Origin of the sequence: Cystobacter fuscus (assembly GCF_044360685.1) — a bacterium.
In the GTDB taxonomy this organism is placed as follows: Bacteria; Myxococcota; Myxococcia; order Myxococcales; family Myxococcaceae; genus Cystobacter; species Cystobacter fuscus_C.
In genome coordinates, this window is sequence record NZ_CP043491.1 from 4,404,433 (window position 1) to 4,418,934 (window position 14,502).

Below are 14,502 nucleotides of genomic sequence, written 5' to 3' on the forward strand. Positions count from 1 at the left end.
ATGAGGAGCTACCTGCTGCTCGATGACAATCTGGCCTTCGCGGAGAACCTCGCGGAGATCCTCCGGGATGGAGGGGACGAGGCCACGGTGGTGACGGAAGGGCCGCGGGCCCTGTCACTCGCGGGCGCCCGGCGCTTCGACGTGCTCCTCACGGACATGAAGATGCCGGGCATGAATGGGGCGCAGGCGGTGCGCCACATCCGCCAGGTGGATCCCGGCCTCGCCGTCGTGGTCATCACCGCCTACCCGGGAGAGGACGAGCTGGAGGCGGTACGCCGGGAGGGACTGCTCGCGGTGCTGCCCAAGCCCGTGCCGCTCGCCCCGCTCGTGTCGTTGTTGACCCACGCGCGCCGGGATGGACTGGTGGCGCTCATCGAGGGGGAGCCGGCGCGGGACGAGACCCTCGCCGAGCAGCTGCGCTCGCGCGGCTTCTCGTGTGTCACCGCGCGCTCGGTGGAGGATGCCGAGCGCCTCGCGGGGGCACGGCTCTTCGCGGCGCTGGTGCCTCCGCGGCGGCCCGGGGAGCCCGAGTGTGAGGCGTTGCATTGGCTGCGGGCACGCTTCCCCACACTGCCGGTGTTCTCCGAACCTGTCGACCTCCAAACACTGCTGGATACCCTGGAGCGCGCCCACGACTCGCGTTAACAGCAAGGCCCCATGAGCCTCTCCTCCTTCCATCCTCCCCGTGTGCTCGTCGTCGAGGACAATGCGGCCTTCCTCGACAATCTCCGGGAGTTGCTCGGCGACGCGGGCTACCTGGTGTCCGGCGCGAGCAGTTGCCGCGAGGCACTCGAGCGGGTGCGGGATGGCTTCGACGTGGCGCTGGTGGACTTGCGTCTGCCGGACGGGGATGGGACGGAGCTCGCGCGGGAGTTGAAGGAGAAGGTGCCCGAGTGCGAGGTGGTGCTGCTCACCGGCTTCGCCACGCTGGAGACGGCGGTGGCGGCGGTGCGCGCGGGGGCGTGCGCCTACCTGATGAAGCCCTGCGCGCCCAACGAGTTGTTGCTGACGCTGGAGCAGACCATGCGTCAGGTGCGCTTGCAGGCGGAGAAGCGCGAGCTGGCGCGCCGGGCGCAGGTGACGGAGAAGCTCGCGGCGGTGGGCACGCTCACGGCGAGCCTGTCGCACGTGATTCGCAATCCCCTCAACGCCGCGGCCCTGCAGCTCGCCGTGCTGGAGCGGCGGGTGCGGCGGCTGTCCACCGAGCAGCAACCGGCCTTGTTGGATCCCCTGCTGCTGGTGCGCGATGAGATCCGCCGGTTGGACCATGCGCTGGAGGACTTCCTCCAGTTCGCGCGGCCGCGGGGCTTCCGTCCGGAGCCGGTGGACGTGCTGGCGCTGCTGCGGCGCGTGGTGGATTTCCTGGGCAGCCAGGCCGAGGCGCGGCGGGTGCGTCTGGAATTGGAGGGCGAGGAGTCGCTTCCGCCGCTCAAGGGCGAGGAGGAGCGCTTGCGCCAGGTGCTCATCAACCTGACCCTCAACGCCCTGGAGGCCACGCCCGAGGAGGGCCTCGTGCGCCTGTCGGCGCAACGCGAGGAGGACATGGTGCGCCTGTGCGTGGACGACACGGGCTCGGGCGTGCCCCCGGAGCTGCGCAGCCGCGTCTTCGAGCCGTTCTTCACCACGAAGGAGGAGGGCTCGGGGTTGGGGTTGTCCATCGTCCACTCCGTCGTGTCGCAGCACGGGGGCTCGCTGGAGGTGACCAGCTCTCCGTCTGGGGGCGCGCGCTTCCTCTTGCGGCTGCCCCTGGTGGCGTGAGGCGGTTGCCACCAGACGTCCTCGCGGGTTACATGGGCCGTGTCGCTAGGGGTGCTCCCGTGAGGAGCTGAGAGGGCCGTGTTCGCGGCCGACCCTTGGAACCTGAACCGGTTTGGACCGGCGGAGGGAAGCGGCGGGCTTCCCACGCCCGACTCTTCTCTTGCCATGTGCCCAGGAGGAGTCACGTGAGCGGAGCATCGAAGAGCCTCAAGGTCGACGGAGCGGTGTTGCAGGGCATCACCCGGGGGCCGCTGCCGGCCTCGCGCAAGGTGTACGTGTCCGGCGTGTTGAACCCGGAGCTGCGCGTGCCCCTGCGGGAGATCCGCCAGACGCCCACCCGTCACGGCCACGGTCCGGACGCGAAGGAGACCCCCAATCCCTCCGTCTTCGTCTACGACTCGAGCGGCCCGTACACGGACCCCGACGTCCAGCTCGATCTGCGGCGGGGCCTGCCGCCGGTGCGCGCGGACTGGATCGAGCGGCGGGGGGACACGCAAGCCCTGCCGGGCATCTCCTCCGAGTACGGCCGTACCCGCGAGGCGGATCCACGTCTGGCGGGCCTGCGCTTCGCCCACCGCCGCGCGCCCCGGGTGGCGAAGGCGGGCGCCAACGTCACCCAGTTGCACTACGCGCGCCGGGGCCTCATCACCCCGGAGATGGAGTTCGTGGCCCTGCGCGAGAACCTGAAGCGCCAGGCCGCGGCGGAGCTGTCGCATCAGCACCCGGGCCACTCCTGGGGCGCCGCCATTCCCCGCGACATCACCCCCGAGTTCGTCCGGGACGAGGTGGCGCGGGGCCGGGCCATCATCCCCGCCAACATCAACCACCCGGAGCTGGAGCCGATGATCATCGGCCGCAACTTCCTGGTGAAGATCAACGCCAACATCGGCAACTCCGCCGTCAGCTCCTCCATCGAGGAGGAGGTGGAGAAGATGGTGTGGAGCATCCGCTGGGGCGCGGACACGGTGATGGACCTGTCCACCGGCCGCAACATCCACGAGACGCGCGAGTGGATCCTCCGCAACGCCCCGGTGCCCATCGGCACCGTGCCCATCTACCAGGCGCTGGAGAAGGTGGGGGGCAAGGCCGAGGAGCTCACCTGGGAGCTCTACCGCGACACGCTCATCGAGCAGTGTGAGCAGGGGGTGGACTACTTCACCATCCACGCGGGCGTGCGGCTGCGCTACATCCCGCTGACGGCCAGGCGGCTCACCGGCATCGTCAGCCGGGGCGGCTCCATCCTGGCCAAGTGGTGCCTGGCGCACCACCAGGAGAACTTCCTCTACACGCACTTCGAGGAGATCTGCGAGATCCTCAAGGCATACGACGTGAGCTTCAGCCTGGGAGACGGGCTGCGGCCGGGCTCCATCGCGGACGCCAACGACGCGGCGCAGTTCGGCGAGCTGGAGACGCTGGGCGAGCTCACGCAGGTGGCCTGGACGCACGACGTGCAGGTGATGATCGAGGGGCCGGGCCATGTGCCCATGCACCTCATCCAGGAGAACATGACGAAGCAGCTCGCGGTGTGTGGCGAGGCGCCCTTCTACACGCTGGGGCCGCTCACCACGGACATCGCGCCGGGGTATGACCACTTCACCAGCGGCATCGGCGCGGCGATGATCGGCTGGTTCGGCACGGCGATGCTCTGCTACGTCACGCCCAAGGAACACCTGGGCCTGCCCGACCGGGATGACGTGAAGGAGGGCGTCATCACCTACAAGATCGCCGCGCACGCCGCGGACCTCGCCAAGGGCCACCCCGGCGCCCAGGCGCGCGACAACGCCCTGTCCAAGGCTCGCTTCGAGTTCCGCTGGGAGGACCAGTTCAACCTCTCCCTGGATCCCGAGCGCGCGCGCGCCTTCCACGACGAGACCCTGCCCGCGGAGGGCGCCAAGGTGGCCCACTTCTGCTCGATGTGCGGCCCCCAGTTCTGCTCGATGAAGATCACCCAGGACGTGCGCGACTACGCCCAGAAGGTGGGCACGAACGAAGAGCAGGCCCTGGAGGCCGGCATGGCGGAGAAGAGCGAGGAGTTCAAGAAGGCCGGCGGCGAGGTGTACCGCTGAGTCCTCCCGACCTTTGAAGTCGCGTCACCCCAGGGGACGCCAACCTCGTGACTTTTGTCCCGAAAATGACAGAATGAGAGGGCTGACGGGCGCTAGACCGCGCCCGTCCGAACTTCAAAGGGAATCCGAAATGGAAACGCAGAATCGCGGGGGGTTCATCACCGGATCACCGTCGCCGACGGCGGACGAGAAGCAGTGGGGAATGCTGGCGCACCTGAGCGCGCTGATCGCGGGCCTGATTGGCTTCCCGTTCCTCGGGCCACTCATCGTGATGCTCACCAAGGGCAAGGAGTCCGCCTGGGTGGAGCAGCACGCGAAGGAGGCGCTCAACTTCCAGATCACCGTCACGGTGGCCCTGTTGATCGCCGCGGCGAGCTTCCTGTGCCTGGTGGGGTTCGTGCTGGTGCCGCTCGTCGGGCTCGCCGCGCTGGTGCTGACGATCCTCGCGGGCATCAAGGCCAACAATGGCGAGATGTACCGCTACCCGGCCACCGTCCGGCTGGTGAAGTAGCGCTCAGCCGCCGATGCCCATCATCGGCAGCAGGGAGGCCGCCGCGCCGGGCTCGGTGAAGCGGTGGCCCTCGGGCTTGTCGCCGAGCGCCCCGCGGATGGCCAGGGCGAGCTCCTCGTCGGTGGCTCCGCCGCGAATGAGGGCGTGCAGGGGCGCCTGGGCGCGACCCCCGAGACAACTGCGCAGATCTCCATTGGAGGCCACGCGCACGCGGTTGCAGCCGCCGCAGAAGTTCTGGGTGAGGGGAGAGATGAAGCCCACGAGCCCTCCGGGCGCTCGCCAGTAGCGCGCCGGACCCGCGGCGAGCCCCTGGGGCCCCTCGTCCTCCACGAGCGGCAGGCCCCCGGCCCGGAGCTTCTCCACCAGCTCCGCCGTGGGCACCGGGGTGCCCTGACCAAAGGGCATCAGCTCGATGAACCGGGGCGTCATGCCGCGCGCATGCGCATGGGCGATGAGCTGGGGCACCTCGTCGTCATTCACCCCGCGCATGACGACGACGTTGAGCTTGAGCGAGGCGTAGCCCGCCGCCGCCGCCGCGTCGATGCCCGCGAGCACGGACGCCAGGTCTCCCTGCTTGGAGATGCGCCGGAAGGTGGCCTCGGACAGGGTGTCCAGGCTGATGTTGAGCTGGCTCACCCCCGCCTCGCGCAGCGGCACGGCCAGCCGCGCCAGGTGGCTCGCGTTGGTGGTGATGGCCACGTGGCCAATGCCGGGCACCGCGGCGATGCGCCGGGCCACCTCGAGGATGTCCGGGCGGATGAGCGGCTCGCCGCCCGTCAGCCGCACCCGGCGGATGCCCATGGCCGCGAACACCGAGACGATGCGCTCGAACTCCTCGGGAGAGAGCAGATCCTTCTTCCCGCCCCAGCTCGCCGGCGAGCAGTACGTGCAGCGGAAGTTGCACCGGTCGGTCACCGACAGGCGCAAGTACGTCATGGTCCGCCCTTGGGCATCCTTCAGGGGGGGCGACAGGGGGGCCAGGGTGGGGGCGGGACTCATGGGTGCTCTCTATAAACCGGAGCCTCCCGTCCTGGCACTCCCTTGTGGAGGCCCGGCCGGGGGCCTCCATGCGAGGCGCGTCAGTCGCGCGGGTTGCCCTGGCGTCCGCCCGCGAGCACCGAGAGGACGACTCCCTGGTTGAGTGAGTTCGCGCCCGAGGTGCTGCTGGCAACGGGGGCGGGCGGAGCCGGGGGCACTCGCACCGTGGGCCCCACCGGGCCGGGGATGGTCTGGTCCAACTCGTCCAGGTCCTCGGTCAGGCGGGCGAGCGTGGCCTCGGCCTCCTGCGCGTGCGCCTCGGCCTGCACCAGCGTCAGCTTCCGGTTCTGCATGTCCTCCTTGATCTTCACGAGCGCCTGCTCGCCGATGTCGAGGAAGGCCCGGACGACCTCGCGGTCGAACTGGGTGCCGGCGCAGCGGTGGATCTCCGCGATGGCATTGGCGAAGGTGGTCCCCTTGCGGTAGGGCCGGTCGCTCGTCATCGCGTCCAGGGTGTCCGCCACGGCGAAGATGCGCGCGCCGATGTGGATCTCCTGGCCGCGCAGGTTGCGCGGGTAGCCCTGGCCGTCCCAGCGCTCCTGGTGCGACAGGACGATCTGCGCGGGCGTGGCGAGGAAGGGGATGTTCTGGATCATCTGGAAGCCGATGTCCGGATGCTTGCGCATCTCCTGCCACTCCTCGGGCGTGAGCTTGCCCGGCTTGAGCAGCACGGCGTCCGGCACGCCAATCTTCCCGATGTCATGCAGCAGCGCGCCGCGGCCGATCTCCTCCAGCTCCGGGCCCTTGATGCCCATGCGCTCGGCCACGGCGCTCGTGTAGCGCACCACGCGCTGCGAGTGGTCCGACGTCTCGTGCTCGCGCGCGTCCAGCGCCGCCACCAGGGCGAGCAGGGTGGACTGGTAGGTGTGGGCGATGTCACGCAGGGCGTTGCGCAGCTCGGTGGTGCGATCGCGCACCTTGCGCTCGAGCTTCTTCTGGTAGCGCTTGCGGGCCAGCTCGATGCGGCGCTTGGCCAGGGCGCGCTCGATGGCGCGGATGAGATCCGTCAGCTTCGGTGGCTTGAGCAGGTAGTCCACCGCGCCCCGGCGCAGGCAGTCCACGGCGGACTCGGTGTCCCCGTAGCCGGTGAGCATGATGACGGAGGTGTCCGGGTAGCGCTCGCGCAGTTGCTCGAGCAGCCACAGGCCGTCCTTGCCCGGCATCTTCATGTCGCTGATGACCAGGGGCGTTTCTTCCTGGCCTGCGAGGTCCAGGGCCATTTCAGAGCCACTGGCCACAACGCAGTTGTAACCCTCCTCCCGAAGAAGGACGGAGATGACGTCGCGGACGGAGTCATCGTCATCGACGATGAGGATCCGGGGAGGTACGGGAGGAATGGCTTCCACGGGGTGTGATTCTAGGAGGAACGGGCAACAGAAGGCCAACCCATCGCCGATTTTCAGCTTTCCTGGCTGTTCGCTGGCCCGGAGGTGTTCGCTCGCCGCCTTGTTCCCTCGGCATGCGAGAAACGCTCGAAGCGGAAAGCTTCCAGGTTCATGGACGGCTCCATCCCAAGAAGCGTCGAGCAGGCGGTGAGCGGCGCGAGTGGAGATGAGCAGGCAGGCGAGCGTGACACCGGGATGGCCGAGGTCATGAATCGCCGCGGGGCGAGGTCACGGCGCAGGACGCCATCGCCCATGCGCAGCCCGTCGAGGTGACGCATCGAGACGCCGCTATCCGCTCCAGGAGGAGCCTGCAACAATCCGGTGCCACTGGTTGACGGCGGAAGGGCTTTCCATTAGCTAAGGAGTCCCGTGCACCTCGTCTCCATCCATCATCATCCGGCGCATCATCATCGGTTCGGCCCCGACGGGTCCGATCACCGTGAGCATGCCTGGGTCGATGTCTAGAGACAGCCCACCGCACCTGCCGCAGTGAACGAAAGCCCGTCCCACCCAGGACGGGCTTTTTTCGTTTCCGAGCCCGTCCCCACCCCAGGACTCCCCGATGCTGAAGATCGCCCTTCCCAACAAAGGCCGCCTCTCCGACGAGGTTCGTGAACTATTCAACGATGCAGGGCTCGAGGTCCGCGTCCGAGGAGAGCGGGCCCTCACCGCGTCGCTCGGTGGCGAGTTTGAGGCCATCTTCGTGCGCGCCCAGGACATCCCCGAGTTCGTCGCCGATGGCGCGGCGGACGCGGGCGTCACCGGGTGGGATCTCGTGTGCGAGTCCGGCCGCGAGCTGGACATGCTGATGGACCTGGAGTTCGGCCGGTGCCGACTCGTGGTGGCCGCGCGCGAGGAGAGCGGCATCCAGAAGGTGGAGGACATCCAGAGCGGAGTGCGGGTGGCGTCCTCCTTCACGCGCCTCACCCAGGAGTTCTTCGCCAAGAGGGGCCAGTCGGTGAAGGTGGTGCCGGTGTCGGGCGCCACGGAGATCGCCCCCCACCTGGGCATCGCGGACATCATCGTGGACCTGACGTCCACGGGCTCGACGCTGAAGATGAACGGGCTGCGCGAGGTGGGCACCATCGTCCAGTCGAGCGCGCGGCTCATCTCGCGCAAGGGCCACGCGCCCGAAGCGGCGGCCCAGTTGGAAGAGCTGCGGCAGGCGCTGGGCTCGGTGCTCGCGGCCCGGGGCAAGCGCTACCTCATGGCCAACGTGCCGCGCCGCGTGCTGCCGAACGTGAATGAGGTGCTGCCGGGCCTCAACGGGCCCACCGTGGTCGAGGTGCAGGGCGGTGACTTCGTGGCCGTGCACGCCGTGGTGCCCGCGCGCAACATCTACCGCACCATCAACGCCCTGAAGAACCTGGGCTGCCAGGGCATCCTCGTCACCCGCATCGAGAGGCTGATGCCGTGAGCACCTCTCCGCTCAAGTACCGGGGCCGCCTGAAGGAGCTGGCCCCCGAGGCGCGCGGCCGGCTGTTGGATCGCTCGGGGAGTGCGGACGCCCGCGTCGCCCAGCGCACCGCGGACATCATCGCCCGGGTGCGCCGGGATGGAGACCGCGCCCTGCGCGAGATGGCGCGTGAGTTCGATCGCGCCGAGCTGGGCTCCCTGGAGATTCCCCGCTCCGTGTGCGAGGCGGCCCTCGCCTCGCTCGAGCCCAAGGTGCGCGAGGCGCTCGGCCGCGCGGCGCGCAACATCGCCAAGGCACACGCGGCCCAGAAGCCCCAGGCCATCGAAGTGGAGACCGAGCCCGGCATCCTCGTGGGCCGTCGGCCGGATCCGCTCGGACGCGTGGGCGTGTATGCACCCGGAGGCCGCGCCGTCTACCCGAGCAGCGTGCTGATGGGCGTGGTGCCCGCGAAGGTGGCCGGGGTGGGGGAGGTCATCGTCTGCTCGCCGCCCGGCCCGGATGGGGTGCCCTCGGCGGGTGTGCTGGCGGCGGCGGCGCTCGCGGGCGCGGATCGCGTCTTCGCGCTCGGCGGCGCGGGCGCGGTGGCGGCGATGGCCTACGGGACCGAGACCGTGCCCCGGGTGGATCGCATCGTCGGACCCGGCAACGCGTACGTAGCCGCGGCCAAGCTCCAGGTGGTGGACGCGGTGGCCATCGACGCGCCCGCGGGGCCCAGTGAGATCCTCGTGGTGGCCGACGGCTCGGCGGATCCCGAGGCGGTGGCCCGGGAGATGCTGGCCCAGGCCGAGCATGATCCGGACGCCTGCTGTGTCACGGTGGCGGTGGGCGAGGCCCAGGCCGAGGCGGTGGCCATCGCGGTGGAGCGCCTGGCGGCCCGGGCCCAGCGGCGGGAGATCGTCTCGCGCTCCCTGAGCGAGCGCGGGGCGGTGCTGAGCGTGGACTCGCTGGAGGACGCCTGGCCCTTCGTGGCGGACTTCGCTCCCGAGCACCTGCTGATCGCCACCGAGAATCCCACGCAGGCGCTGCCCCTCGTGCGCAACGCGGGCACGGTGTTCGTGGGCCAGCATGCCTCCGTGGCCTACGGCGACTACATGACGGGCGCCAACCACGTGCTGCCCACCGCGGGCCTCGCCCGGGCGTACTCGGGTCTGAGCGTGCTCGACTTCTACCGATGGACCACGTACCAGCGCGTGACGCGCGAGGCGGCCTCCCGGCTCGCCGACGACGTGGGAACCCTGGCCGACAGCGAGGGCCTGTTCGCCCACGCCGAGGCCGCTCGTGCCTGGAGGCCATCATGAGCCTGCCCTCGCGTGCGTCGTACCGCGACATTCCGCTCTACTCGCCCTCCAAGGCGCGCTGCCGGGTGGACCTGAGCGACAACACCAACCTCTTCGGCATGCCGCCTGGCGCCGAGCGCGTGCTGCGCGAGGTGGCCGTCCCCCTGGTGACGCGCTACCCCGTGGGCTACTCGCCCGACCTGCGCGAGGCCGTGGCCCACTACACCGGCGTGGACACCTCGTGGGTCACCACCGGGTGCGGCTCGGACGACGTCATCGACAGCACCCTGCGCGCCTTCCTCGAGCCGGGCGATCTCATCGCCTTTCCCTCGCCCACCTTCGTGATGATGTCCTACTTCGCCAAGGTCAACGGCCTGCGCTACGCGCCGGTGAACCTGCGGCCGGACTTCGACATCGACGTGGAGGGGCTGCTCGCCACCCAGGCGAAGCTCATCTACGTGTGCTCGCCCAACAACCCCACGGGCACGGTGGCCTCGCGCGCCGCCCTGGAGCAATTGATCGAACGCACGCCCGGCATCGTCCTGCTCGACGAGGCCTATGCCGAGTTCGCCCGGGAGAGCCACCTGGACCTGGCGCGCCGGCCGAACGTGCTCGTGTCGCGCACGATGTCCAAGGCCTTCGGGCTCGCGTCCATGCGCGTGGGCTACGCGGTGGGCGCGCCGTCGCTCGTGGCCGAGGTGGAGAAGGCCCGTGGGCCCTACAAGGTGACGGCCCTGTCCGAGCGCATGGCCGTGGCGGCGCTGCGTGAAGACGTGCCGTGGATGAAGGCCCGGGTGGCCGAGTCCCTCGCCGTGCGCGAGCGGCTGGTGGCCGAGCTCCAGGGCATGGGGCTCACCTGCCTGCCCACCGAGGCCAACTTCGTGATGGTGAAGCTGCGCGGAGCGCTCGAGGTGGCGGAGCGGATGCGGGCGCGGGACGTGAACGTTCGGGCTTTCGCGGGCCTGCCCGCGGGCATCGGGGATGCGTTGCGCATCGGATGCGGACCCTGGGATGTGATTCAGACGGCGCTCGATGCGCTGCGGGAGGAGCGACGGTGAGAGTGACCCTGTTCGACTATGGAGCCGGCAACCTGCACTCCCTCGCCAAGGCGCTCGCGCTGGCGCCGGGAGTCAATGTGCACGTGGAGGAGGACCCTTTGCGCGCCCTGGACACGGACCTGCTGGTGCTGCCGGGCGTGGGGGCGTTCGGTGCCGCGATGGCGCGTCTGGCCCCGGGCGCCGAGAAGATGCGCCGCGCGTTGGATGACGGCCTGCCGTGTCTGGGCATCTGCCTGGGCATGCAGCTGCTCTTCGAGGGCAGCGACGAGGGCGAGGGCCAGGGCCTGGGCTTCTTCCGGGGCCGGGTGACGCGGCTGACGTCCAAGCACGTGCCCCACATCGGGTGGAACTCGGTGGAGGAGGACACCGCGCTGCGCGAGGAGAAGCCGGGAACCGTCTACTACGCGCACAGCTTCGCCTGCCGCGCCGAGGAGCCGGACGTGGTGGTGGGCTGGACGACGCACGAGGGGGATCGCTTCCCGGCCTCGGTGCGGCGCGGCAAGGTGCTCGGCGTGCAGTTCCATCCGGAGAAGAGCTCGGCCCCGGGCGTGCGCTTCGTACACGCCTTCCTGAAGGAGGTGGGCTCATGATCGCCGTTCCCGCCATCGACCTGCGCGAGGGCGCGTGCGTGCAACTCGTGGGCGGCTCCTATGCCGACGAGCGCGTGCGGGTGAAGGATCCCCTGGAGGCCCTCAAGCGCTGGCGCTCGCACGGCTTCAAGACCTTCCATGTGGTGGACCTGGATGCCGCCCTGGGCAAGGGCAGCAACGAGGACGCCATCCGCGCGCTCCTCACGCACGAGCCGGGCCTCACCTTCTCGGTGGGCGGCGGCGTGCGCAGCACGGTCAAGGTGGAGTCGTTGCTCATGCTGGGCGCCACCTCCGTGGTGGTGGGCACGCGGGCCATCGAGGACGCGGACTGGTTGCGCGAGGTGGCCGAGCGCTTTCCGGGCCGGATCGTGGTCGCCGCGGACGTGAAGGGCCGCGAGGTGGTGACGCGCGGATGGACGTCCGGCAGCTCGCGCGACATCGAGAGCGTGCTGGAGTCGCTCGAGCGTCTGCCCCTGGCGGGCCTGCTCGTCACGGCCGTCCACAAGGAGGGGCAGATGGAGGGCGTGGACCTGCCGCTGATGGAGTCGGTGGTGCGCGCGAGTCGCCATCCACTGTCCGCCTCGGGAGGCGTGACGACGCTGGAGGACCTGCATGCGCTCGGGCGCGTGGGGGCCAGCGGGGCCGTCATCGGCATGGCGCTGTACACGGGAAGATTGGACGCGGCCGAAGTCGCGCGGGAGTTCGCATGACAACCATCGTTCGGGAAACGAAGGAAACGAAGGTCTCGGTGCAGATCGCCTTGGGCAAAGGCATCGCCCAGGTGGACACCGGCCAGCCCTTCTTCGATCACATGCTCGGCACCTTCGCGCGCTACGCGGGGTTGGACCTCACGCTGCATGCCCGAGGAGATCTGCGCCACCACCTCATGGAGGACGTGGCCATCACCCTGGGCACCGCCGTGCAGAAGGTCGTCCCCGCCACGGCCGCGCGCTACGGCGAGCGCACCGTGCCCATGGATGACGCGCTCGTGCAGGCCTGCATCGATGTGGGCGGGCGCTTCTATTACCGCGGCCCCTTGCGCAACAAACTCTACGAGCACGTGATGCGCTCGTTCTGCGAGCACGCCCGGGTGACGCTGCACCTGCGCATCCTCCGCGGCAAGGACAGCCACCACGTGACGGAGGCGGCCTTCAAGGCGCTCGGCATGGCGCTGCGCGATGCGATGGTGGATTCGGGCGTGGTGTTCAGCACGAAGGGCGCCGTTGCCTTGGAGGTGAAGTGAGATGCTCACGCGACGACTCATCGTCTGTCTGGATGTGAAGGGCGGCCGCGTGGTCAAGGGCGTCCAGTTCGAGGGCCTGCGCGACGTGGGAGATCCCGTGGAACTCGCCTTGCGCTACGAGGAGGCGGGCGCCGACGAGGTGACCTTCCTCGACATCTCCGCGACCCAGGAGGAGCGCGGCACGCTGTGGGAGCTGGTGCGGCGCACCGCAGAGCGGCTGTTCATCCCACTCACGGTGGGGGGCGGCGTGCGCACGGCGGACGACGTGGGCCGGGCCCTGCGGGCGGGCGCGGACAAGGTGAGCATCAACTCGGCGGCGGTGGCCCGTCCCGAGGTGCTCACCGAGTGCGCCGAGCGCTTCGGTGCCCAGTGCGTGGTGGCGAGCATCGACGCCAAGCGCGATGGCTCGAGCTGGCGCGTGTACACCCACGGAGGCAAGAAGCCCACGGACCTGGATGCCATCGCCTGGGCGCGCGAGTGTGTGAAACGCGGCGCGGGGGAGATCCTCCTCACGAGCATCGATCGGGACGGTGCCCGTTCGGGGTATGACCTGGAGCTGACGCGGGCCGTCGCCGAGGGGGTGGCGGTGCCCGTCATCGCCTCGGGAGGCGCGGGCAACGCGGAGCATGTCCGGGCGGCGTTGAGGGAGGGTGGGGCGGACGCGGCGCTGGTGGCGGGCATCCTCCACGACGGCGTCACCACGGTGGGAGCCATCAAGACGCTGCTGCGAGGCGGTGGTCTGGAAATCAGGAGCCATTGAGCATGGATGCGCGTTCGTTGATGCAGGCGGCGGAGGAAGTGGCCCGCAAGTCGGGCGATGTGGCACTGGGCTTCTTCCGCCAGGGCGTCACGGTGGACACCAAGGGAGACGGCACGCCGGTGACGGTGGCGGACCGGACGGCCGAGAAGACGGCACGCGAGTGGATCGAATCGCGCTTCCCCGAGGACGGCATCCTCGGGGAGGAGTTCGGCGAGACGCGGCCCGGAGCCAGGCGCCGGTGGATCCTCGATCCCATCGACGGCACCAAGACGTTCATCCGCGGGGTGCCGCTGTGGGGCACGCTGGTGGCGGTGACCGAGGGCGAGACGATCCTCGCGGGCGCGGCGTACTTCCCGCCCGTGGGGGAGATGCTGGTGGCGGCGCCGGGGCAGGGCTGCTGGTGGAATGGAAAGCGGACGAAGGTGTCGGCCGAGGCGGAGCTGTCGCGCGCCCTGGTGCTGACCACCGACGAGCGCTTCCTGACGTATCCCCAGCGCGGAGCGGCGTGGCGGGGCCTGGCGGCCAAGGCGTCCGTCTCCCGGACCTGGGGGGATTGCTACGGCTACCTGATGTTGGCCACCGGCCGGGCCGAGGTGATGGTGGACGAGCTGATGTCCCCCTGGGACGCGGCGGCGTTGCAGCCCATCATCGAGGAGGCGGGCGGCGTCTTCACGGACTGGACGGGCAAGCGCACGGCGTTCGGCGGCAACTGCATCGCCACCAACGCGGTGCTCGCGGAGCAGGTGCGCGAATTGCTCGGGGCGAAGGGGACATGATGTTGGACCTGTCGAAGCTGGATTTCACCAAGGGCAATGGGCTGGTGACGGTGGTGACGCAGGACGCCCACACGGGCGACCTGCTCATGGTCGCGCACGCGGACCGCGAGGCGCTCGAGAAGACGATCGAGACGGGCGAGATGTACTACCGCTCGCGCTCACGGGGCCTGTGGCACAAGGGCGGCACGAGCGGGAACGTGCAGCGCGTGGTGTCCCTCACGGCCGACTGCGACGCGGACGCGGTGCTCGCCCGGGTGGAGAAGGCGGGTCCGGCCTGTCACACCGGGGCGGAGACGTGCTTCGACATCGGCCCGGTGGATGAGCTCGTGGCGCTGGACAGGACCATCGCCGAGCGCGCCAGGAAGGCCCCCGCGCCCGGGGAGAAGCCGAGCTACACACGGCGGCTCCTGGACGACCGCAACCTGCGCTTGAAGAAGATCGGCGAGGAAGCGGTGGAACTGGTGACGGCCTGCGCGGATGGCGACAAGGAGCGCGCGGCCGAGGAGGCCGCCGATGTCCTCTACCATCTGCTCGTGGCTGTGCGGCCGCTGGGCGTGACGCTGGAGGACGTGAAGGCGGTGCTCGCGCGCCGGGCCCGCAAGCCGGCGAAGTGAACCCCCGGG

16 protein-coding genes and 1 riboswitch are annotated in these 14,502 nt (G+C 69.9%); of the genes, 13 read left to right on the forward strand and 3 right to left on the reverse strand.

Annotated elements, in window-relative coordinates:
- The 4 genes from F0U63_RS18160 to F0U63_RS18175 all read left to right on the forward strand — a co-directional run bounded on the left by F0U63_RS18160 (position 1) and on the right by F0U63_RS18175 (position 4,335).
- Positions 1 to 645, forward strand: coding sequence for a response regulator (locus F0U63_RS18160; protein WP_395847180.1), 645 nt, complete (start codon positions 1 to 3; stop codon positions 643 to 645).
- A gap of 12 nt (positions 646 to 657) precedes the next feature.
- Entirely contained in the window at positions 658 to 1,758 is a 1,101-nt protein-coding gene (locus F0U63_RS18165; RefSeq protein WP_395847181.1) for a sensor histidine kinase, read from the forward strand.
- A 37-nt stretch (positions 1,759 to 1,795) separates the two neighbouring features.
- Positions 1,796 to 1,904, forward strand: a riboswitch (TPP riboswitch).
- 39 nt (positions 1,905 to 1,943) lie between these two features.
- Positions 1,944 to 3,824 carry a phosphomethylpyrimidine synthase ThiC gene (gene thiC / locus F0U63_RS18170; protein WP_395847182.1) on the forward strand — a complete coding sequence of 627 codons (1,881 nt, stop codon included), beginning with the start codon at positions 1,944 to 1,946 and terminating at the stop codon, positions 3,822 to 3,824.
- Positions 3,825 to 3,954: 130 nt separating this feature from the next.
- A complete protein-coding gene (locus F0U63_RS18175) occupies positions 3,955 to 4,335 on the forward strand; it encodes a DUF4870 domain-containing protein (RefSeq protein ID WP_395847183.1) in 381 nt (126 codons plus the stop codon).
- A gap of 3 nt (positions 4,336 to 4,338) precedes the next feature.
- On the opposite strand, the gene moaA is transcribed toward F0U63_RS18175, so the two are convergent.
- The 3 genes from moaA to F0U63_RS18190 form a co-directional block, all read right to left on the reverse strand.
- Positions 4,339 to 5,334 (reverse strand): GTP 3',8-cyclase MoaA, encoded by a 996-nt coding sequence (moaA, locus tag F0U63_RS18180; protein WP_395847184.1) that lies wholly within the window; start codon positions 5,332 to 5,334, stop codon positions 4,339 to 4,341.
- Positions 5,335 to 5,414: 80 nt separating this feature from the next.
- The gene (locus F0U63_RS18185) at positions 5,415 to 6,719 is read right to left on the reverse strand and encodes an HD-GYP domain-containing protein (protein ID WP_395847185.1); all 1,305 of its coding nucleotides are present in this window, start codon (positions 6,717 to 6,719) and stop codon (positions 5,415 to 5,417) included.
- Positions 6,720 to 6,772: 53 nt separating this feature from the next.
- Positions 6,773 to 7,036, reverse strand: a complete 264-nt coding sequence (locus F0U63_RS18190; protein WP_395847186.1) for a hypothetical protein — start codon at positions 7,034 to 7,036, stop codon at positions 6,773 to 6,775.
- Positions 7,037 to 7,320: 284 nt separating this feature from the next.
- On the opposite strand from F0U63_RS18190, the gene hisG reads away from it, so the two are divergent.
- Genes hisG through hisIE form a run of 9 tightly spaced genes read left to right on the forward strand, consistent with a single transcriptional unit; the run spans position 7,321 to position 14,493 of the window.
- Complete coding sequence (hisG, locus tag F0U63_RS18195; RefSeq protein ID WP_395847187.1) at positions 7,321 to 8,175, forward strand: ATP phosphoribosyltransferase; 855 nt, start codon at positions 7,321 to 7,323, stop codon at positions 8,173 to 8,175.
- On the forward strand, positions 8,172 to 9,473 hold the full coding sequence (gene hisD, locus F0U63_RS18200; protein WP_395847188.1) for a histidinol dehydrogenase: 1,302 nt from the start codon (positions 8,172 to 8,174) through the stop codon (positions 9,471 to 9,473). The genes hisG and hisD overlap by 4 nt, the downstream gene beginning before the upstream one ends.
- Positions 9,470 to 10,510 carry a pyridoxal phosphate-dependent aminotransferase gene (locus F0U63_RS18205; RefSeq protein WP_395847189.1) on the forward strand — a complete coding sequence of 347 codons (1,041 nt, stop codon included), beginning with the start codon at positions 9,470 to 9,472 and terminating at the stop codon, positions 10,508 to 10,510. Before hisD ends, F0U63_RS18205 begins: the two co-directional genes overlap by 4 nt.
- On the forward strand, positions 10,507 to 11,100 hold the full coding sequence (gene hisH, locus F0U63_RS18210; RefSeq protein ID WP_395847190.1) for an imidazole glycerol phosphate synthase subunit HisH: 594 nt from the start codon (positions 10,507 to 10,509) through the stop codon (positions 11,098 to 11,100). The genes F0U63_RS18205 and hisH overlap by 4 nt, the downstream gene beginning before the upstream one ends.
- Positions 11,097 to 11,810 (forward strand): HisA/HisF-related TIM barrel protein, encoded by a 714-nt coding sequence (locus F0U63_RS18215; protein ID WP_395847191.1) that lies wholly within the window; start codon positions 11,097 to 11,099, stop codon positions 11,808 to 11,810. Before hisH ends, F0U63_RS18215 begins: the two co-directional genes overlap by 4 nt.
- Positions 11,807 to 12,343 (forward strand): imidazoleglycerol-phosphate dehydratase, encoded by a 537-nt coding sequence (locus F0U63_RS18220; protein ID WP_395847192.1) that lies wholly within the window; start codon positions 11,807 to 11,809, stop codon positions 12,341 to 12,343. Before F0U63_RS18215 ends, F0U63_RS18220 begins: the two co-directional genes overlap by 4 nt.
- Before the next feature lies 1 nt (position 12,344).
- On the forward strand, positions 12,345 to 13,103 hold the full coding sequence (gene hisF / locus F0U63_RS18225; protein WP_395847193.1) for an imidazole glycerol phosphate synthase subunit HisF: 759 nt from the start codon (positions 12,345 to 12,347) through the stop codon (positions 13,101 to 13,103).
- A gap of 2 nt (positions 13,104 to 13,105) precedes the next feature.
- A complete protein-coding gene (gene hisN, locus F0U63_RS18230; protein WP_395847194.1) occupies positions 13,106 to 13,879 on the forward strand; it encodes a histidinol-phosphatase in 774 nt (257 codons plus the stop codon).
- Positions 13,879 to 14,493: a bifunctional phosphoribosyl-AMP cyclohydrolase/phosphoribosyl-ATP diphosphatase HisIE gene (gene hisIE, locus F0U63_RS18235; protein ID WP_395848382.1), complete on the forward strand. Its 615-nt coding sequence runs from the start codon at positions 13,879 to 13,881 to the stop codon at positions 14,491 to 14,493. Before hisN ends, hisIE begins: the two co-directional genes overlap by 1 nt.
- Positions 14,494 to 14,502: the final 9 nt, after the last annotated feature.

Excerpts from the sequence above, each read along its gene's own strand:
- hisG (WP_395847187.1), top strand. The coding sequence starts at position 7,321 with ATGCTGAAGATCGCCCTTCCCAACAAAGGCCGCCTCTCCGACGAGGTT.
- F0U63_RS18215 (WP_395847191.1), top strand. The coding sequence starts at position 11,097 with ATGATCGCCGTTCCCGCCATCGACCTGCGCGAGGGCGCGTGCGTGCAA.
- F0U63_RS18165 (WP_395847181.1), top strand. The coding sequence starts at position 658 with ATGAGCCTCTCCTCCTTCCATCCTCCCCGTGTGCTCGTCGTCGAGGAC.
- F0U63_RS18190 (WP_395847186.1), bottom strand. The coding sequence starts at position 7,036 with ATGCGTCACCTCGACGGGCTGCGCATGGGCGATGGCGTCCTGCGCCGT.
- hisIE (WP_395848382.1), top strand. The coding sequence starts at position 13,879 with ATGTTGGACCTGTCGAAGCTGGATTTCACCAAGGGCAATGGGCTGGTG.
- hisF (WP_395847193.1), top strand. The coding sequence starts at position 12,345 with ATGCTCACGCGACGACTCATCGTCTGTCTGGATGTGAAGGGCGGCCGC.
- hisN (WP_395847194.1), top strand. The coding sequence starts at position 13,106 with ATGGATGCGCGTTCGTTGATGCAGGCGGCGGAGGAAGTGGCCCGCAAG.
- F0U63_RS18175 (WP_395847183.1), top strand. The coding sequence starts at position 3,955 with ATGGAAACGCAGAATCGCGGGGGGTTCATCACCGGATCACCGTCGCCG.
- F0U63_RS18205 (WP_395847189.1), top strand. The coding sequence starts at position 9,470 with ATGAGCCTGCCCTCGCGTGCGTCGTACCGCGACATTCCGCTCTACTCG.
- moaA (WP_395847184.1), bottom strand. The coding sequence starts at position 5,334 with ATGAGTCCCGCCCCCACCCTGGCCCCCCTGTCGCCCCCCCTGAAGGAT.
- F0U63_RS18220 (WP_395847192.1), top strand. The coding sequence starts at position 11,807 with ATGACAACCATCGTTCGGGAAACGAAGGAAACGAAGGTCTCGGTGCAG.
- F0U63_RS18160 (WP_395847180.1), top strand. The coding sequence starts at position 1 with ATGAGGAGCTACCTGCTGCTCGATGACAATCTGGCCTTCGCGGAGAAC.